The organism is Limosilactobacillus fastidiosus (genome assembly GCF_014145505.1).
In the GTDB taxonomy this organism is placed as follows: Bacteria; Bacillota; Bacilli; order Lactobacillales; family Lactobacillaceae; genus Limosilactobacillus; species Limosilactobacillus fastidiosus.
Genome location: NZ_JACIUZ010000019.1, coordinates 36,277 through 54,786 on the forward strand (window position 1 = coordinate 36,277; position 18,510 = coordinate 54,786).

The following is an 18,510-nucleotide window of genomic DNA, read 5'->3' on the forward strand; positions in this document are numbered from 1 at the left end:
TCATCAAATTATCATTATCAAAAAGCCGACTAGCCTCACTCTTACAAGGCTAGTCGACCATATAATTAATCTTACTTATTTACCTTATTTCGGAAAGGTACCGCGTTTTCCTTAGTAATCTTTGTTACCCCGTGCATGTAAGGAACAAGAACTTCTGGAATTGTTACGGAGCCGTCTTCATTTTGGTAGTTTTCCAGAATTGCAGCAACAGTCCGCCCAACTGCCAGACCAGAACCATTTAAAGTGTGAACGTATTGTAACTTCCCGTTTTCATCACGGTATTGAGTGTGCATCCGCCGTGCTTGGAAGTCTAAGCAGTTGGAACAGGATGATACTTCACGGTACTTATTTTGGGCTGGCATCCACAATTCAAGGTCATGAGTTTCAGACGCGGTAAAACTCATGTCGCTAGTGGTTAGTGTGATGACGTGGTATGGGAGGCCAAGCTTCTTCAAAATGTTTTCTGCGTTGGCAGTCATCTTTTCCAATTCATCCCATGAATCTTCTGGTTTAGTATACTTAACCATTTCAACCTTGTTAAATTGGTGCATCCGGATCAAACCACGAGTATCACGACCAGCAGCACCAGCTTCAGAACGGAAACTTGGTGTTAGGGCAGTAACGTAGACCGGAAGTTCTTCAGCCGGAATAACTTCGCCACGGTAGTAGTTTGTCAACGGAACTTCGGCGGTTGGGATCAAAGTCATATCTTCACCATTAACTTGGTAAACCCCCTTTTTAAACTTCGGGAACTGCCCAGTACCATACATCGAAGCGGCATTAACGATGTATGGGGGTAAAACCTCAGTGTAGCCATCTTTCATGTGTTCATCAAGCATGAAGTTGTAGACCGCCCGTTCAAGTTGAGCACCAAGGCCAAGATAGTAGACAAATCGCGCGCCAGAAACTTTCCGAGCACGGTCAAAGTCAAGAATTCCCAGTTTTTCACCAATATCCCAGTGATGCTTAGGTTCAAACCCAAAGTCACGGACTTGACCAACCTTCCGTAATTCAACGGCACCGTCTTCGGTTAAACTTACTGGAACACCGTCGTGAGGGATGTTTGGCAATCGGGACATCTTATCGTTGAAGACTTCATCATTAGCTTCGACTTGCTCATCAAGCTCCTTGATTTGGTCGCCCAACTCCCGGGTTTCTTTAATGGCTTCGTCAGCAGATTCACCATTCCGCTTGGCCTCACCAATCTTCTTTGATGCTTCGTTCCGTTGGGCCTTTAAGGTTTCCGTCTTTTGTAAGAGTTCCCGTCGCTTTTGGTCTAATTCAAGAACTTCATCAATTTCCTCAGCCTTAATTCCACGAGTAGCTAACTTTTGCTTAAAGAATTCAGGATCCTTACGAATCTTCTTAATATCTAACATAGTATCTCCTAACAAAAAAGAGCCATTCCATCCTCAAAATATTTTGGGACGAAATGGCTCTCAGTTCCGCGGTACCACCCAAGTTTGACGTTATTAAACATCACCCTCGCGATGGATAACGGCCATCAACCGTGCGGCATTACCCGCCCACATTTATCTGCACCGGAGTTTCGATCAACGGCTTTCACCAGCCACCGCTTCTCTAAATGATCTACTTGAAATGCAATCGTGTTTTATCTTCGCCATTATCATATTACATCTGGCGTTATTTAGCAATTGCTAATTTAGATTTAATTAGCACGCCGCAAACCAAATAATGAGGTTAAACCAGCAATCCGTAGTCCAAGACCATGAGGAATCCCTGACTTTTTCTCCTCAACTGGACGATGAATCAACGGTGGGCGTGATTGAGTTTTCGTGTAGCGATCGTCCAACCGTTCATTATCAAAACGGTTGTAGACAATCACCACTTTGGAATCAGGCGTCCATGCTTGAACTTCTTCACTCGGCAAGAAAGCCCGATCAGGTGCACACCCCTCGATCTCTGGAGCATCAAACTCTGCCCATTCTTTTGGTGATCCTGGCTGACAGATCCATTGGCTATAGGTTATCCGACCATCTGCAACAGGAACTTTACTTCGCTGAAAACGAACGGTCTGCTTAATTACTTGCTGCGTACCATCAACATGAACCAGAATAATCGTCCGAGTCGATTGTGCCGTTAATTGTTGTTTCCCAATAACCATTTGCCAACTAGCCTCACTTTACAATTAATTTATCAAACAATAACTACTGTTTAATTATCCTAATAACTCAATTCATTAGTTTTATTGTAATACCGTAAAGGTTAGTTGTCAAAACTCACTTATCGAAATATAAATTTTAATTATCTTTGTACTATCACAAATATTATTTCTCTAAAAATACCACCCACATTTCTGTGAGTGGCAACGATATCTATCAATCACAGTTGACGGATACTCGAGGAAAAAATGTTTTTTCTCATCCTCTTTATCTTTTTATTAATCATTATTTACATTAATGACCTGTTCATCACGTTTAACAAACACTGCTCCCAAGTTTCCTGATTTCCGTTCCCAGTCTGGGATCGGTTGACCATTGAAGAATAAGCGTTTAGCTTCGATTTCACCCATTACTGATTGTTCGGTAAACACAGTTACACTGGAGAGGTCAGTTTTTACTGGATACCCAGTCCGCGGATCCAATAGGTGATGATACTTTTTACCATTTACTTCCAGGTAGCGTTCATAAATTCCTGAAGTCACTGCCGAACACGCTGGTTTCCTTACAATTTCAAGATCTTCACCCCGACTCAACCGGGGATCCTGAACACCAATAACCCACTGTCCATCTGCACGACGAGGTGACTCACCAACAAACAAGAGATTCCCCCCGAGGTCAATAATCCCGGCTTCAACGCCCTGTTCGAGCCAGAAGTCTCGGATCCGATCAGCGATGTAACCCTTAGCAATCCCACCGAGATCGAGTTCCATCCCTGGCTCTTCCAGAAAAACAGTCCGGTAGTCATCATCTAAGATAGCCTTATAAGGATCGATTAATACCAAGCGTTCTTTAATCTCCTTATCACTTGGTATATTTGCTCCTCGGAAACCAATCTTCCATAGTTTCACCAGCGGGCCGATCAAGGCGTTAAAACCAAAATTTTCCCGACTATACTTTACGGCTAATTTAATCAATTCGTAAGTCGACGGCGATACCATCTTCACTTTCCGCCCTGCAGCATAGTTAACATCCATCACTTCTGACTGAGGACGGTTAACAGTTAACCGGTCCTCATATTCGTCAATCAGGCGCATCGATCGCGATAACAACGGGTAGAAGCGATCGCCAAAAAGCGTTAGGACGATCTTTGTTCCTAACGCGTGATGGACCAACGAATGGCGTTGTTGGTTTAAATTATTAGTCATTAGCTTCTGAAGCTCCAGTTGAGGCATCAGCAGTTTCATCCTCGGCATCAACACTACCAGTTTCAGAAGCGCCAGTTGATGCGTCTACATCTTCATTCGCTTCTTCAGTATCACTTGCTGATGACTGACTTGCTTCTTCATTGCCACTTTCAGAAGCACCAGTTGAGGCATCAACGGTCATTTCTTCTGCGGTTTCTTCATTGTCATCATGCTTTGACGCGCCAGTAGTAGCATCTTTACTCCAAGCACCGTTTTCAAAGAGGTTCAAGATATATTCAACGTTACCAGTAAATTCAATTGTCCCTAAGTAGTGACCATTAACGTCCCGTAATGCATAGTATTGGATTAATGAACGGTGACCATTCATCCATAATGGCCGAGTTACAACATCCTTCTTCCCTTCACGGAAGCTATTAATGATGCTCATGACTGCTGGTACAGCCATCGGTGGATGACATTCTTGAACAGTTTCGCCAAGAGAAGCAGTATTCCGAACATGTTCCCGATTTGGCTTATCTGAGTACCATGCGAAGTGGTCAGTACTATCAATCAGGTCAATTTCAAATGGGATCGTACTAAAAATCTGTTGAACTTCCTTTAATGTTAAACGACCAGTAGGGAAATTAATGTATGCATCACTGATCGTGGGTTGTTTAACGGCCATGTTAAGCCCCTCCTTTTCTACGTTCTTAAAGATTTGGATATATTCGATAAAGTGTTCAAAGCTCTTTTCCAATCGCTCGATTGCCTTTTGATCAATCAAACGACCGTCCTTGGCAAAGGTATTGCGGACATTCCCAATCAAGACTTCATTTCCTGGCAAGAGGTTAGTATTACAGTCAGGCGAAATTAAGATCTGTCGCATTTGAACTTGAGAACGAGCGGATGCTTGACGACCATAAGCAACCCCAACAATCATCGCTGGCTTACCAGATAAGACCTTTGTCCGGTAAGAGAGCCATTCCATTGCTGACTTTAGAACCGCAGGAATTCCATGATCGTATTCTGGAGTAGCAAAGACAAGCCCATCAGCTTCCTTAACTTTTTGTTTTAGTTTCCAGACCTCAGTTTGTTCTGATAATGGAGTATCAACACTAAATGGTGGTAACTTACCAACTTCATAAATCTCGATATCAGCCATTTGTTTAAAGTGCTTCTTCATGAAGCGGAGCAATAGTCGGTTATATGAAAAATCGGCGTCGGTTCCGGCAAAGGCAAGAATCTTCATCATTATTCAGCCATCTCCTTTTCCATTTGGTTGATTGCTTTAGCATAGTAGCGGAATCCAGCCATGCACTTTTCAAGAAAGCCAATCGTTCCTTGATCCGTGATGTTCCCTTCTTTGTCCATCAAATCAGTAACGTTACTCATGAAGAATTCGTCACCTTGGTATACAAGGGCATTGATTCCTGGCGAGATCAGGATATCACGCAATTGCACTTGTGACCGTGAAGCACCCTGGTCAAGTTTGGACGCACCAATTGTCATTACTGGTTTACCAGCAAGTGGGTGGACATTGTAGGATAACCATTCAACGACACTCTTTAATGCTGACGTGATTGAGTGGTTGTACTCTGGACTAGCAATGATGACGGCATCCGCAGCCTTAATTCGCCGATCGATATCCTTGATTACTTCTGGAGCATCCCCTTTGAAGTTTTCACTAAACATTGGTACGGGACGAATATCAATCACATCAATCTCATCTTGATCTTTAAAGTGTTGAGCCATAAACTCTAACAACATTCGATTATAAGAATGATTAGCGTTTGACCCGGCAATTGCAGCAATTTTCAAATTTTGTCACTTCCTCATATTTTAATCATTGATTATCATTTCACAATCATTCTACTATAACTAGATGTAGAAAAACAATGGTAAAGCTAAAAGATTTAGTTATAGTTACAGAATCCACTAATTTGTTAAATATGCTAGAATAGAACAGCAATCTTTGGAAAGGAACGGATAAAATTATGGTACAATCACGTTCACATCGTCGCCACCAAGATATTAACGTTAAAGTAGGGGATCGCTTCCCCCTTACTATCCGGCGCCTTGGAGTTAATGGTCAAGGGATCGGTTACTTTAAACACAAGGTCTGCTTTGTCCCCGGGGCTCTTCCCCAGGAAGTAGTTGTTGTGGAAGTCACCGCGGTTCATCCCCGCTTCCTAGAGGCTAAAATCCATCGGCTCCGTAAACCAAGTCGTGATCGGGTTGTGCCACGGGATGATTATGCAAACATCGCTGGTGGTTTTGAACTAGAAAAGTTGGCTTACCCTGCTCAGCTCCGGTTTAAGCGGCAGGTAGTCTTGGATAGTCTTGAAAAGTTCCAACCATATGGCTACCGGGCCTATAACGTCCGTCCAACTATCGCTGCACCACACGAGTACGGTTATCGGAATAAGGCCACTTTCCAGATACGAATGGTTGACGGACACGTTGCCGCTGGGTTATACAAAGCACAAAGCCACGATTTGGTTGATATGGCTGAATGTGCTGTCCAGATGCCTGCAACGATGAAGGTCATCCGAACTATGGTTAAGTTAATTGAAGAACTCGCCATCCCAGTCTATGAAGAAAAACACAACAGCGGAATTATCAAGACATTAGTCGTTCGAGAATCACGAGCTACCGGCGAGTTACAACTAACTCTGATTACAAACACCGCAAAATTACCCCACAAGCACCAGTTACTAGATGCCATTGCTGAGCAATTACCTGAAGTTGTTTCCGTGATGCAAAACGTTAATCCTGGTGATACCCCATTAGTTTGGGGTGACCAAATGATTCATTTAGCGGGAGAAGAATACATTACGGAAAGTTTGATGGGACTAGATTTCAAGCTTTCCGCGCGTTCATTCTTGCAATTAAACCCTGAACAAACAGAAACTCTTTACGAAGAAGCTGCTAAGGCTCTGGAATTAACTTCTGACGATCAACTCGTTGACGCCTATGCCGGAATCGGGACGATTGGTCTTTCTTTCGCTAACCAGGTGAAGCGAGTTTGGGGGATGGAAACAATCCCCGAAGCCGTAGAGGATGCTAAGCAAAATGCAACGTTAAACGGGATCACAAATACCCACTATGAAGCAGGGACAGCCGAAGAGGTCCTCCCTCGCTGGCAGAAAGAAGGACGGCACTTTGACGCCCTTGTTGTTGATCCACCGCGGACAGGATTGGATGATCAATTAATCGAACAGATCATTAAAGAACGCCCAACCAAGTTTGCCTACATTTCTTGTAACATGGCATCTCTTGCCCGGAACCTTCGTCGCTTAACCAGCGTTTATCATGTCGACTACATTCAACCAATTGATATGATGCCACAAACTACCCGTTGCGAAGCGGTCGTTAAGTTATCATTAAGAAAGTAAAGTAAAAACGGTGTAGCTTTTCTCTAACAGAAAAACTACACCGTTTTTTCAAATAATTAACTTTATTTACTTTGTAACTTAGCCCATTGTCTCCACGTGTTAAGATTACTAATCCCATCAAGGCGATCATATGCGCCCACGCTTAAGCTTTGAAGAAGTTGTGGATCACTCAAGATCTTAATAACTGCCTTTTCGAACTTTTTGGCATTATTTAGCGGAATTAATTCCCCGTTAACACCACTTTCGATCAGTTCATTTGGACCATAGAGGTAGTCATAACTAACAACTGGAACTCCGTGGCTCAAAGCTTCCCCCATCGCTAATGGCTGAGCATCAATCCGACTAGTATCAACGAATAATTGCGCAGTATTATAAGCAGATTCCAGATTAACTTGGTAACCCGCAAAAACAACTACTCCGGTTAAGCCAGCGTCATTAACCTGCTTCTTGTACTTGTTAACATCATCCGGACTACCGTAGCCATAAAAAGTGAGCTTAGCATTTGGCACCTGCTTGTGGACTCGGATAAAAATATCAATTAACTTACCAGTTTGTTTATCCTCACCTAATCGACCAACATAGATCATTTGCCCAGCAATCCGGTACTTCATGTCAATTCGTTGAAGATCAGTCTTCACTGGGATTCCATTAATTGCATAAACAGGCTTCTTATTACCAATACGTTTCCGGAGCATCTCAGCTTGCGATTCTGTCATCGTAATGATGCCGTCCCACCTATTCAACTCAGTGGTTAACGGTGCTTGCAGCATGACGTTTAGTGGACCGTTCTTCAGGTTATCACCGTCATTAACATGGTTCATCGCCATCCACAAGTATTTCTTAGCCGCCGTCTGCATATTCATCACTGGCTGAATTGCCATTGCTGGCCGATCTGCGATAAAGATGTTATTTTCGCCATTTGCTTTATTTAACTCATCGAGGAAGAAGGCAAAAAGATCTTCCTCACTGTCAAAAAAGCGGTCCTTTCCGTTATAATTTTTCAAAACATTCAAGGAATTAATTGGTGTATTTTGCACCGACTTAACATAGTAACGTTCCATGTAAAGTGATAGATCTGGACGGTAGTAACGTTCAAAACTAATCTGACCGTCTTCACCAAAAAACTGGTCAACCGATTTAAAGCCCCGAAGATCATACTGCTGGCGAAGAGTAATGTTTCCGGCGACGTCGAACCAGTCAATGTGATTAACAAGACCCACTGTTCCTCCAGTAAAGTAGACAATACAGATTAGACGGTCACCATCTTTAACCTCCTGATAGTTGTTCCCGGTCCCCACTTGATATTCAATTGGGAGGTTCAGAGCGCTGACGTGCAGATCGTGGCCTTGGTAGGTAGTAGTTCCCGCGAAGAAATCGTACATATTAACCAGTTGGTCATCAGTTAAGCCAAATCGCTTCAAAGTGGCATGAATAATTTGATCGTAGGTTCGGGTAACCAACTTAGCTTCAACATGATGATCCTTAAAGAGCTTCAGCCGCTTCATTTCAGCGTGTTCAATACTCGAGTCGTTACTTAATAGGTATTGGTTAACGAAAAAGAACATTAGTTAGCGGCCTCCTTTGCTTTCATATCATCGACCAATTCGTTCCATAACTTCATTACATTTGCTTCTGAGTAACGTTCGCTATCCTCGTAGGCATTTTCGCTAAACTTAGCCAGTTTTTCCTGATCAGTCAGCAGGATAGTAATTGCCTTTGCCAGCCCATCAATATCACCATTTGTTGTTAATAGGCCATCTTGACCATCAATTACAACATCAGCAGGGCCATACTTAATATCATTAGCAACGATCGGCAAGCCATGTGATTGAGCCTCAACTAATGATAGTGGCAATCCTTCTGCCCGACTTGGCAAAATTAATAATTGGGCGTCATTATAAACCTTATTGGGATCATTGGTATAGCCATGGAAAGTAACAGAACTTTCCAGCTTTTCGTCTTTCACGATCTTCTTCAATGTTTTATCAAAGTTATCGTTAGCGTACCCCCAAAAGTCGAGCTTTGCTTCCGGAACCTTCGCCAAGATCTGTGGCCAAGCCTTAAGTAGGTGATCCTGTTGCTTTTCCGGCGACAGACGAGCAACCATAACCACTTGGTTCTTCGTCCGCTTTTCAAATGGGACATGATCAGCTTCCAAGACTGCTTTCGGAACGATCGGTCCTGGGATGCGGTAAATCTTGGTACCATATTTTTCAAAGCGGTCCTTAACATCTTTTTGTTGTTGGGGAGTAAGGGTAATAATTCCATCCCAATCTTTAATATGGTTCAAGCCCCAGGTATAGTTATAATTCAAGGTTGAATGCAACATGTCGTTATTATCATTAACGTGATCGTTGTGCAATTGCATTGCCCGAAATACCCGATGTTTCATGTGAAGCACCGACCAACCAACTTCATATGATCGGTCAACAACCAGGCCCACCGGTTCGCTATTCGTCAATTCTGAATCTGTCACTAGTTCGTCATAGAAGAACCGGGTTAATTCATTGAGATTAGCAAACTGGTAATCATGCCCCTTGTAATTAAAGAGGTGGTAAGTATCGATCACTTTATCCTGTTTGTTCTTCTGGTGTTCTAATTGAATTGCGATCGTCCCGTCCGGTTTCATGTAGTTTTCAGTTGCAATGTTACCATCCCAATCATAAACTTGTTCAACCGAAACAAAGCCACGATTATCATACCAACTAACCTTCAAGAGCTTGCCATAATGATCAAAATATTGAAGGTTGATAATGTGTTTTTCCTTATCATTTCGCCGTCGAATATACATGATCCGGTTGCCGTTGCGGTAATAATTATAGTTAATCCCATCGGCTTTCCGGTCCCAAGTAGGATCAATATCTAGATCCTTAATGGTGACGTCTTTCTGAGGAAAGATCCGGGCATCTTGGAAATAATCAAATAAGTTTACAAAGTCTTCATCAGCAATTCCCGCCTCTTCGGTTACCATGTGAAGCTCGTTTGAGTACTTTCGGGTAACAATCTTAGCGGATTCATTGAACATTTCAAACAGGTGCAATCGCTTAATTTGCGCATGTTCGATTCCTGACTTGTTATGCTGAATATTATCGTTCAGAAAGAATAACATTGCTTTTTCTCCTTTTCTACGTTAACAAGTTAAGTGTAACATACTGAAAGCAGTGAAATTAGGACTTGTCGGGAGTTTGTGTTAAAATTTATATTTATAATAAGAAAGAAGGAGAAGACCAATGCAAAACCCATTTGGTAACAACAATAACCATAACCAAAATCCATTTGATCTTAATAATCTCCCATTGCCACCGAACTATGCCAAGATTGTTAATGATCAGGGGCAGATTAGGATTGCCAAAGTGGGAATTTCATGGACAACACTCTGGTTTGGTCCTTTGCCAGCACTCTTCCGTGGTGATTACTACAACTTTTTCTTAATGATCGTTCTTGATCTCGACTATGCATTAGTAGCATTATTTTTCGGTTTGAACTGGTTAATGCAATTCCCGTGGACTTCAATCGCTTTCGCCCTTCTTTACAACATGATGTACTTTAAGCACTCTTTTAAGATTGGTTATCGTCCTGCCGATCAGCGTTCTCGCGAGCTTCTTGAAAGGTTCCATTATTTAAAAAAATAAGTTGGAAGTTTTTGGAGAGCCTGGTTGGCTATTCCGACGCTTAGGATCCGGTTACAACGCAAAGCTAGCTTATCAGAATTTCGCAATTAGACTGTGTAATTTAGAGGTTTACAAATAATATAGATATAGCAAGGGGTGGGAAAATATTCTATTTTCCCACCCTTTAATTATTTATCGCCGAAAAAATCATAACGGATCTGCTTGTATGCGGCTACTGGATCAGCGCTTTGAGTAATTGGCCGGCCAACCACAATACCGTTGCTCCCCATTTCAGCAGCTTGGCGAGGAGTAACAACACGTTTTTGATCATCATGACTATTTGAATCAGGCCGAATACCAGGAGTGATACACAGAAAGTCTGGATTAGTAACTTCACGAATTGCCGCGATTTCCTTAGCAGAACAAACCACCCCTGCCAAGCCACTTTCATCAGCTAAGCGGGCATAATTTTGCACTGAGTCCATAACCGTACCAGACACTCGCTGCTCATTATGAAGGATTATCTCATCAATAGATGTCAACTGGGTAATCGCCAACATCTTGGGAACAGAATTTCCGGCTTCGGCAGCTCCCTGTTTTAACCCACGAAGACCAGCTTTCATCATTTCACTTCCACCAGCAGCATGAACAGTAACAAAAGAAACTCCTAACCGGCCAAGTTGAGCCATCGCCCGTTCAACCGTGTTCGGAATATCATGCGCCTTAAGATCAAGAAATACTCGGCAGCCTCGCTCCTTTGCTTGCTTCACAATACCAGGACCAAAAGCATAGAAAAGTTCCATCCCAATCTTAATAATTGGCATATGTTCTGTATCGTTAGAAAGTTTATCAAAGAGTTGAACTGCTCTACGTTTATCTGGGACATCGATTGCAACAATTGGTTCAAAATGCTCCATAATTTTTCCTCCCTAAAAAAGCACCAGTCCTCTACAGAGAGAGTCCTGGTGCTTCCTGTTTCAACACCGTTTTGCCCTCTCTGGAGCAGATTAAATGGCTATTGTAATTTATTATTCATGGTGTTCAATTGTAATATCTTCGTGACCATCGTATTCTTCAACCGCCACATGAACAGTCTCATTCATTGCGGTTGGAATATTCTTCCCAACAAAGTCAGGCCGAATTGGCAATTCACGGTGACCTCGATCAACCAAGACAGCTAGTGAAATTTCTTGTGGACGTCCCATATCCATCAGAGCATCTAAGGCTGCTCGAACTGTTCGTCCCGTAAAGAGCACGTCATCAACCAGGATAACATGCTTATCGTTAATATCGATCCCTAATGAAGATGTTTTCACAGTTGGTTCCTTATGGTGATCAGGAATATGACGATCATCCCGATATAAGGTAATATCTAACGCCCCAACTGGAATATCAACATTTTCTAGCTGATTTAATCGCTTAGCAAGACGTTCAGCAAGGTAAACTCCCCGGGTCTTAATACCAACAAAGACAAGGTTTTCGACCCCTTTATTCTGTTCAATAATTTCGTAAGTAATTCGTGTTAATGCTCGTTGCATACTTGATCCATCAACAATTTCATGGGCCATCCTGGTCACTTCCCCTTAATCAATTTATTCTATAAAACCCTTCTCCACTGAATCTGTGAGGAAGGGTCTAGGTACTTATTTGTTCCTTCTTGATTTCACGGAATCAGGTTAAAGGCGATATTTCTCTTATTACAAGTATTTTAAGCGTCTCACCTAAGCCTGTCAATAAAATCATTGGTTAGCGTTACTGGAGGAATTATTACCAGTATGATCATTTACCCAGGATTGCATTAGCGAGGTAATGCTATTCCAGATTTCACCAAAACCATCCTTATTTTTTAAGGCATTAACCGTTGAACTGGCATTAGAAGGATCCTGTTGCAACTGGTTAATAACTTGATCAACATCATTCAACTTTTGCTTGGCAGAATTACTACTTAATTGACCTTCAATTCGCTGATTCTGGTTTGCAATATTGTTAAGCTGGTTCTGAAGTTCCTGTTGGTTATGGTCCCGTTCGTATTGTCGTGCAGCACCGCGAAGAGCCGCAACTTGTTCGGCAAGTTTTTGATTATCTGAACTCAACTTATTAATACTGCTTGAGTTATTACTAATCTGACTACTTTGTTCAGCATTGTTTACCTGCTGATCTGCATTATGGTCGTGGATTGCTGCGAGTGCCCACCAAATAATGACAAGTGCAATCACCACAGCGATCGCAACGATCCATGCACGATAACGCTTCCTCGGTGGGTTTGTCTGTTGACTACCACCAGGAATCTGATCAAGTTCTTCCCGGCTCTTAATATTAATCATTATTCGGGCAGATTCAGTTTCCCCCTCACTATTCATTACCGTAACCGCAATCGGGTATTCCCCCTGGTGTTCAAGATCAACTTGAGTCGCATTAAAGGTCACCTTATTCGTAATATCTTTGCCGTTATCTATAGCGGAGATGCCGTAACGAGCAATCAGTTCATTACTATCAAGTGGTTTTCCTAAAAGCCAATCCAGGTTATGTCGCTGAATTTTTAAAACTGGTTTTGCCATAAAAATCCTCCATGTTATCCTCATTAGTTTGTCTGCATTATAGCACATGAGGAATATGAGCTCCTGTGTAGTCCTAATCAGGATTTACACTTGCCACCAACTCGATCGGACAGTGTTCAGAACCAGTAATGTTTGTCAGGATGCTGGAATCCCTAATCTCACTATCAAGAGAATTTGAAACCAAGAAGTAATCCAGCCGCCAACCAATATTTCGTGCCCGTGCATCATAACGGTAGCTCCACCAAGTATAGGCTCCCTTCTTATTCGGATGCTGGTAGCGGAAAGTATCAGTAAAACCCACATCTAGCAACTTACCAAAATCGTCCCGTTCCTCTGTTGTAAAGCCAGCATGGTGGTGATTTTCAGCTGGTTCAGCAAGGTCAATTGGCTGATAGGCAACTCCCATGCTACCTCCAATAATGACTTCCTTTTTACTGTTAAGATCCCTTACGTAGTCTAAGAATGCTTGATCCCACTTTTGCCGTTCTGCTAATTTTTGTAGTTTCTCACCCGAAAAAGGTACATAAGTAGTCACAAAGTAAAAGTTAGGATACTCAAGGGTGATCGTTCTTCTTTCCCGATCAAACTCTGGATTATTAATTCCTGTAGTTACTTTCTGTGGTTTCTCCTTGGCAAAGACTGCCGTTCCCGCACTCCCTTTTCTTTCAGCATAGTTCCAATATTGATGGTAACCCGGTAGTTCAAATTCGATTTCACCTGGTTGCAACCGCGTCCGTTGAACACAAAAGATATCGGCATTTAGATCAGTCACCGTTTCACGAAAACCATGTCTCAAGATTGCCTTAAAGCCACCAACATTCCAAGATACAAATTTCATTATTAAACACTTCCTTATAATCAAACAATAAAAACAACTTTCTTCCTTTCTATTGTACAAATATATAACTATATTTTTAAAATGATTCGATTGATAATCAGTGTTAATCAAAAAGGAAGTGTAAATTTACCCTCCCCAAAAGGCTGGTTGGCTAACCGACTAGGATTCCCAAGATAAGGATCTATAAGTCCGGCGGCTATTAGTAACAGAATTGAGGCCGAGAAAAATATTTTTTCTCGGCCTCTCGCTTTTTCTTATTTAATTTTAATTTAAAGTTCCCATGGATCTTTAACAATGATGGTTTGGATCCGGTCAGCACCAACAGAAATAGTTGCTAATGGTGTTTCCGATAACTCACTAACCCGTTTAAGGTAGTTTTGAGCATTTACTGGTAAGTCTTCGAACTTCTTTACACCAGTAATGTCTTCATCCCATCCCGGAAGTTCATCGTAAACCGGTTCACAACGATCGAGTTCCTTCAAGCTAGCTGGATAGTAATCGATTTCCTTCCCATCAAGCTTGTAAGCTTTACAAATCTTAATGGTCTTCAAACCTGTTAAGACATCCAAAAGGTTCAAACTTAGACAAGATAAACCGGAAACCCGACGTGCATGGCGCATTGCGACACTATCAAACCAGCCAACCCGACGTGGTCGACCAGTAACTGTTCCGTATTCATGACCAGTTTCACGAATCCGATCACCAATTTCATCGGTTAATTCTGTTGGGAATGGACCAGCACCTACCCGAGTAGAGTAAGCCTTACAAATTCCAACTACGGTATTAATCTTGTTAGGACCAACTCCAACACCAGTACATACCCCACCAGCAATTGGATTTGAAGCAGTAACGTATGGGTAAGTTCCTTGATCAACATCAAGCATTACCCCTTGCGCACCTTCAAAAAGAACCTTCTTTCCACTATCTAATGCGTCATTAACGATCCGTGAAGTATCAGTAACGTACTTCTTTAATTCTTGACCATATTCATAGTAGCTTTCGAAAATATCATCAAAGTTAATTGGGTCAACATGATACAACTTGGTGAATAATTCGTTCTTTTCAGCTAAGTTCCGCCGTAATTTAGTTTCAAAGGTATCCTTTTCTAACAAATCACACATCCGGATACCAACACGAGAAACCTTATCCATGTATGTAGGTCCAATCCCATTCTTGGTTGTCCCAACCTTGTGATCACCCTTAGCTGCTTCTTGACACTTGTCCAAGAGAATGTGGTAAGGGAACGTAACGTGGGAACGACTCGAAATCCGTAATCCGGAAATGTCAATACCGTTATCTTGAAGGTAGTGCAGCTCCTTCAATAGTGCAGGCGGGTTAATAACAACACCATTACCAATCACTGCTAACTTATCCTTACCAAAGATCCCTGATGGCACAAGCCGCAAAGCAAACTTCTTGCCATCGAACGCAATTGTATGTCCGGCATTGTTTCCCCCTTGGGAGCGGACAACAACATCCGCTTCTTGACTAAGGTAATCAGTCATCTTACCTTTCCCTTCGTCTCCCCATTGACTACCAACAATTACAACTGATGACATTATCTTTTTCACCTCAAAGTATTAATTTGTAAAAGACGTTTTTACTTCATCATACTACCGAACTTCCGATTAATCGTCAAGAAGATAACGAACGTTTTTTCTGAGCATTTTTACAATTGTCCGATTTTTTAGTTGACGACAATTAATAAACAGTGCATAATAGCATACGGAATTTTCAAGAAAGTAAAGGAGCTGTTCTCGTGCAAACATTTGATTACGATGACATCCAATTAGTCCCTAACAAGTGTATTATCAAGAGTCGAAAAGAGGCCGATACTAGTGTTAAGTTCGGTCCAAAGACATTCAAGATTCCTGTAGTACCAGCTAACATGGAAAGTGTTATTAACGAAGACCTTGCTGTTTGGCTTGCACAAAATGACTATTTCTATGTGATGCATCGTTTTGAGCCGGAAGAACGTATCGGATTCACCAAACGAATGCACGATCGCAAGCTCTTCGCATCCATTTCAGTTGGAATTAAGGATTCTGAATACGGCTTTATCGATCAACTAAAAGCCGAACATTTAAATCCAGAATACGTTACGATCGATGTTGCTCATGGTCATTCTGATTTTGTTATCAAGATGATCCAATACATCAAGAAGAACTTACCAAACGCCTTTGTAATTGCCGGAAACGTTGCGACCCCAGAAGCTGTGCGTGACCTAGAAAATGCAGGTGCAGATGCCACTAAAGTTGGTGTTGGTCCAGGAAAAGCTTGCATTACCAAGCTAAAGACTGGTTTTGGAACCGGTGGCTGGCAACTTGCTGCAATCCGCCTTTGTGCAAAGGCTGCCCAAAAGCCAATCATCGCTGACGGCGGAATTCGTCATAATGGCGATATCGCTAAGTCAGTTCGTTTTGGTGCTTCAATGGTAATGATCGGTTCAATGCTTGCTGGGCACCTTGAATCACCAGGCCACGTAATCACGATCGACGGTAAACGGTATAAGCAATACTGGGGCTCCGCTTCCGAAGTTCAAAAGGGTGCTTACCGAAATGTTGAAGGAAAACAGATGCTTGTTCCTTACCGTGGTTCAATCAAGGACACCCTTCGTGAAATGCAAGAAGATCTCCAATCTTCAATTTCATATGCCGGTGGTCGTGACCTTGAATCCATTCGTCACGTTGATTACGTCATCGTCAAGAATTCAATCATGAATGGGGATTACTAAAAATAGAGTGCGAACAGGCATAGAAGTCCCGTAAGACAACACTTCCTACTACATATCACACATAAATAACCCAAGACTTATTCAGAGTAATTCATACTACTCTAAACTAGTCTTGGGTTATTTTTAAATCGCAAAAATGCAATATCTCACCTAACGGACGGCGTTCAGAGCGGTAACTATTAATCTTTGACTTATCCTCATAACCGAGTGAAATTCCTACAATAAAACGTTCATCTTCTGGAACATTCAGAAGTCGGTGAAGAATCTCAGGAAAACGAACACTATTGTAAGTTGGAATCGAATTTAAGCCTTGATCCGTTGCCACTAACATTATATTTTCTGCAAAGGCACCGGCATCAAAAATTGACCAGTCCGGAGATGCCAGCGGAATCGTAATATAAAGGATTACGGGCGAATTATAAAGGGTATTACTGGCGGTCGTCATTTGATCATGAGCTTCATCAAATGTCTCAAAGTGATGCACTATTCCGTGACGCCACTTCTTCATATTTTCCTGTGTTTCTGGACTCCAGTCATCTCGTGACATTACTGCCAAGTCTGGATGGCCATGATTTCCAGCAAGTTCTTCCTTATGATAGGCAGTTTTTATCTGTGCTAAAGAATCACCCATCGCACAGTACACCTGCCATGGCTGCGAGTTAACCCATGATGGTGCACGCTGGGCTAACTGAACAATTTTCTTAATGACATCTTGTTCAACTGGCCGGTCAGTAAATCTCCGGGTTGAGTGACGAAAATTAATTGCTTCTGTTAATTTCACTACTTTTCCTCCTGTTTACCATTTAACTTATGATTGGCTTTCTTGATAGTTATAATCATCGAAATTTTGCCGTTTGAGTAACTAATCTTAATCTGACCGCCAAAGTTTTTGACGATGTTTTGGGCCATTGATAAGCCAATCCCGTAGCCCGACTTTTTTTCGTTAATTGTTCGAGCTTTATCCTCACGGTAGAAACGTTCAAAGAACCGCTGATAGTCAATCTCCTTTCCTGCTGCAAATGAATTAGTTACGGATAAAATGACGTTTTTTCTTCTTTTTCCCAGTCTTAGTTTCAGATAAACGTCCCCTTCTGGATCACAGTACTTATTTGCGTTATCCAGAAGAATACTAATTAATTCATAAAAGTAATGCTCATCCGCCTTAATCATTAATTTCGGTGTCACGAACGCCTTAAATTTCTTACCGTCTTGAACAACGACACTCTTAAAACTATCGGCAACCTGATTAGTAACTCGACTCGCATTAATCACGGATAATGTCATTCTCGGTTGTTCTTGAAGTCGAGCTAAAGAAACAAACTGGTTAATCAATTTTGTGAGTCGGTCGACCTGTTCTTTCGTACTCCGAGTCAAGTCATTTTCACCGTTCATTAATTCCTGCATTTCGGTATTTGCTGAAATAACACTTAATGGTGTCTTAAGTTCATGTCCGGCATTTGTAATAAACTCCTTTTGTCGTTGTTCTGCCTGAACGATTGGCCGAATAGCAGACTTCGAAAAAAGGACAAGGACAGTCGCATATAGTAAAAGACTAACTATCCCGAGAAGAATTCCTAGGTATGTTACCTCTAACGCTTTCGATAGCATTAAAGTTTCATCCAGAAAGACAACATTGGTCTGTTTACTACTATCCTTTACCCGGTAAGCATAAACTGTTTGCTTATAAAATACACGTCCCTGAAGTCGGTGGCCCCTAAGTACCCGTTGCGTTAGTTTTTGAATTTCTGCTGGTGAAACGGATAAGATATGGTCATCTTCAACCTTTATCTGATTATTTTGCTTATTGAGCGTCCCACTAAAATAACGGTACTGAGACAAACTTTCCCGAGTAATGTTAGGCTGAGTAAAAGCTTGAAGTGGGTCAGGAGACATTCGCGCAGGCATTTCACCATCATTATTACTAAGAATCGTTAAAACGGCATTTACTTCCTGATGAGCACGGAAGTAGGTAACCGAGCTGATACTCCCAACGATTGTAATGATAACCAAGAGTAATGCGCACGTTGAAAAGATAATGAATTGTTTTCGAAAATGCCGAATCATTTT

General features: G+C 41.9%; 17 protein-coding genes. 3 read left to right on the forward strand and 14 right to left on the reverse strand.

The genetic code is table 11. The annotated features are described in order from the left end of the window. Positions 1-71 precede the first annotated feature (71 nt). The 5 genes from serS to H5R64_RS01285 form a co-directional block, all read right to left on the reverse strand. Positions 72-1,379 carry a serine--tRNA ligase gene (gene serS / locus H5R64_RS01265; protein WP_182580523.1) on the reverse strand — a complete coding sequence of 436 codons (1,308 nt, stop codon included), beginning with the start codon at positions 1,377-1,379 and terminating at the stop codon, positions 72-74. 290 nt (positions 1,380-1,669) lie between these two features. Further along, positions 1,670-2,125 carry a mucin-binding protein gene (locus H5R64_RS01270; protein ID WP_182580522.1) on the reverse strand — a complete coding sequence of 152 codons (456 nt, stop codon included), beginning with the start codon at positions 2,123-2,125 and terminating at the stop codon, positions 1,670-1,672. A gap of 276 nt (positions 2,126-2,401) precedes the next feature. Continuing rightward, complete coding sequence (locus tag H5R64_RS01275; RefSeq protein WP_182582585.1) at positions 2,402-3,328, reverse strand: FAD:protein FMN transferase; 927 nt, start codon at positions 3,326-3,328, stop codon at positions 2,402-2,404. Continuing rightward, positions 3,321-4,556, reverse strand: a complete 1,236-nt coding sequence (locus H5R64_RS01280; protein WP_182582641.1) for an NAD(P)H-dependent oxidoreductase — start codon at positions 4,554-4,556, stop codon at positions 3,321-3,323. The genes H5R64_RS01275 and H5R64_RS01280 overlap by 8 nt, the downstream gene beginning before the upstream one ends. A 2-nt stretch (positions 4,557-4,558) precedes the next feature. After that, a complete protein-coding gene (locus H5R64_RS01285) occupies positions 4,559-5,125 on the reverse strand; it encodes an NADPH-dependent FMN reductase (protein WP_182580520.1) in 567 nt (188 codons plus the stop codon). A 176-nt stretch (positions 5,126-5,301) separates the two neighbouring features. Here H5R64_RS01285 and rlmD point away from each other — a divergent pair, with 176 nt between their 5' ends. Then, positions 5,302-6,702, forward strand: a complete 1,401-nt coding sequence (rlmD, locus tag H5R64_RS01290; RefSeq protein ID WP_182582587.1) for a 23S rRNA (uracil(1939)-C(5))-methyltransferase RlmD — start codon at positions 5,302-5,304, stop codon at positions 6,700-6,702. Between the two features lie 62 nt (positions 6,703-6,764). Here rlmD and H5R64_RS01295 read toward each other — a convergent pair whose 3' ends face one another. Next, complete coding sequence (locus tag H5R64_RS01295; RefSeq protein ID WP_182582589.1) at positions 6,765-8,267, reverse strand: glycosyltransferase; 1,503 nt, start codon at positions 8,265-8,267, stop codon at positions 6,765-6,767. Then, the gene (locus H5R64_RS01300) at positions 8,267-9,811 is read right to left on the reverse strand and encodes a glycosyltransferase (protein ID WP_182582591.1); all 1,545 of its coding nucleotides are present in this window, start codon (positions 9,809-9,811) and stop codon (positions 8,267-8,269) included. Before H5R64_RS01300 ends, H5R64_RS01295 begins: the two co-directional genes overlap by 1 nt. Positions 9,812-9,932: 121 nt before the next feature. Between H5R64_RS01300 and H5R64_RS01305 the strand changes: the two genes are divergently transcribed. Beyond that, the gene (locus H5R64_RS01305) at positions 9,933-10,334 is read left to right on the forward strand and encodes a hypothetical protein (protein ID WP_182580516.1); all 402 of its coding nucleotides are present in this window, start codon (positions 9,933-9,935) and stop codon (positions 10,332-10,334) included. 167 nt (positions 10,335-10,501) lie between these two features. Here H5R64_RS01305 and pyrF read toward each other — a convergent pair whose 3' ends face one another. From pyrF to H5R64_RS01330, 5 genes are all read right to left on the reverse strand, one after another. After that, positions 10,502-11,230, reverse strand: coding sequence for an orotidine-5'-phosphate decarboxylase (pyrF, locus tag H5R64_RS01310; RefSeq protein ID WP_182580515.1), 729 nt, complete (start codon positions 11,228-11,230; stop codon positions 10,502-10,504). A 111-nt stretch (positions 11,231-11,341) separates the two neighbouring features. Beyond that, positions 11,342-11,881: a bifunctional pyr operon transcriptional regulator/uracil phosphoribosyltransferase PyrR gene (pyrR, locus tag H5R64_RS01315; RefSeq protein ID WP_182580514.1), complete on the reverse strand. Its 540-nt coding sequence runs from the start codon at positions 11,879-11,881 to the stop codon at positions 11,342-11,344. Positions 11,882-12,052: 171 nt separating this feature from the next. Then, positions 12,053-12,871 carry a hypothetical protein gene (locus H5R64_RS01320; protein WP_182582593.1) on the reverse strand — a complete coding sequence of 273 codons (819 nt, stop codon included), beginning with the start codon at positions 12,869-12,871 and terminating at the stop codon, positions 12,053-12,055. Between the two features lie 73 nt (positions 12,872-12,944). After that, positions 12,945-13,709 carry an exodeoxyribonuclease III gene (locus tag H5R64_RS01325; RefSeq protein ID WP_182582595.1) on the reverse strand — a complete coding sequence of 255 codons (765 nt, stop codon included), beginning with the start codon at positions 13,707-13,709 and terminating at the stop codon, positions 12,945-12,947. A 269-nt stretch (positions 13,710-13,978) separates the two neighbouring features. Further along, positions 13,979-15,268, reverse strand: a complete 1,290-nt coding sequence (locus H5R64_RS01330; protein ID WP_182582597.1) for an adenylosuccinate synthase — start codon at positions 15,266-15,268, stop codon at positions 13,979-13,981. A gap of 200 nt (positions 15,269-15,468) precedes the next feature. Between H5R64_RS01330 and H5R64_RS01335 the strand changes: the two genes are divergently transcribed. After that, a complete protein-coding gene (locus H5R64_RS01335; protein ID WP_182580510.1) occupies positions 15,469-16,443 on the forward strand; it encodes a GMP reductase in 975 nt (324 codons plus the stop codon). Between the two features lie 106 nt (positions 16,444-16,549). On the opposite strand, the gene H5R64_RS01340 is transcribed toward H5R64_RS01335, so the two are convergent. Both H5R64_RS01340 and H5R64_RS01345 read right to left on the reverse strand, forming a co-directional pair. Beyond that, positions 16,550-17,224, reverse strand: coding sequence for a nitroreductase (locus H5R64_RS01340; protein WP_182580509.1), 675 nt, complete (start codon positions 17,222-17,224; stop codon positions 16,550-16,552). Next, positions 17,224-18,507: a sensor histidine kinase gene (locus H5R64_RS01345; protein WP_182580508.1), complete on the reverse strand. Its 1,284-nt coding sequence runs from the start codon at positions 18,505-18,507 to the stop codon at positions 17,224-17,226. Before H5R64_RS01345 ends, H5R64_RS01340 begins: the two co-directional genes overlap by 1 nt. Positions 18,508-18,510 lie beyond the last annotated feature (3 nt).

Bases quoted from the DNA above. Each gene is read 5' to 3' on its own strand.
- H5R64_RS01320 (WP_182582593.1), bottom strand. From the start codon at position 12,871: ATGGCAAAACCAGTTTTAAAAATTCAGCGACATAACCTGGATTGGCTT.
- H5R64_RS01345 (WP_182580508.1), bottom strand. From the start codon at position 18,507: ATGATTCGGCATTTTCGAAAACAATTCATTATCTTTTCAACGTGCGCA.
- pyrR (WP_182580514.1), bottom strand. From the start codon at position 11,881: ATGGCCCATGAAATTGTTGATGGATCAAGTATGCAACGAGCATTAACA.
- H5R64_RS01270 (WP_182580522.1), bottom strand. From the start codon at position 2,125: ATGGTTATTGGGAAACAACAATTAACGGCACAATCGACTCGGACGATT.
- pyrF (WP_182580515.1), bottom strand. From the start codon at position 11,230: ATGGAGCATTTTGAACCAATTGTTGCAATCGATGTCCCAGATAAACGT.
- rlmD (WP_182582587.1), top strand. From the start codon at position 5,302: ATGGTACAATCACGTTCACATCGTCGCCACCAAGATATTAACGTTAAA.
- H5R64_RS01325 (WP_182582595.1), bottom strand. From the start codon at position 13,709: ATGAAATTTGTATCTTGGAATGTTGGTGGCTTTAAGGCAATCTTGAGA.
- H5R64_RS01305 (WP_182580516.1), top strand. From the start codon at position 9,933: ATGCAAAACCCATTTGGTAACAACAATAACCATAACCAAAATCCATTT.
- H5R64_RS01295 (WP_182582589.1), bottom strand. From the start codon at position 8,267: ATGTTCTTTTTCGTTAACCAATACCTATTAAGTAACGACTCGAGTATT.
- H5R64_RS01330 (WP_182582597.1), bottom strand. From the start codon at position 15,268: ATGTCATCAGTTGTAATTGTTGGTAGTCAATGGGGAGACGAAGGGAAA.
- H5R64_RS01300 (WP_182582591.1), bottom strand. From the start codon at position 9,811: ATGTTATTCTTTCTGAACGATAATATTCAGCATAACAAGTCAGGAATC.
- serS (WP_182580523.1), bottom strand. From the start codon at position 1,379: ATGTTAGATATTAAGAAGATTCGTAAGGATCCTGAATTCTTTAAGCAA.
- H5R64_RS01275 (WP_182582585.1), bottom strand. From the start codon at position 3,328: ATGACTAATAATTTAAACCAACAACGCCATTCGTTGGTCCATCACGCG.
- H5R64_RS01280 (WP_182582641.1), bottom strand. From the start codon at position 4,556: ATGAAGATTCTTGCCTTTGCCGGAACCGACGCCGATTTTTCATATAAC.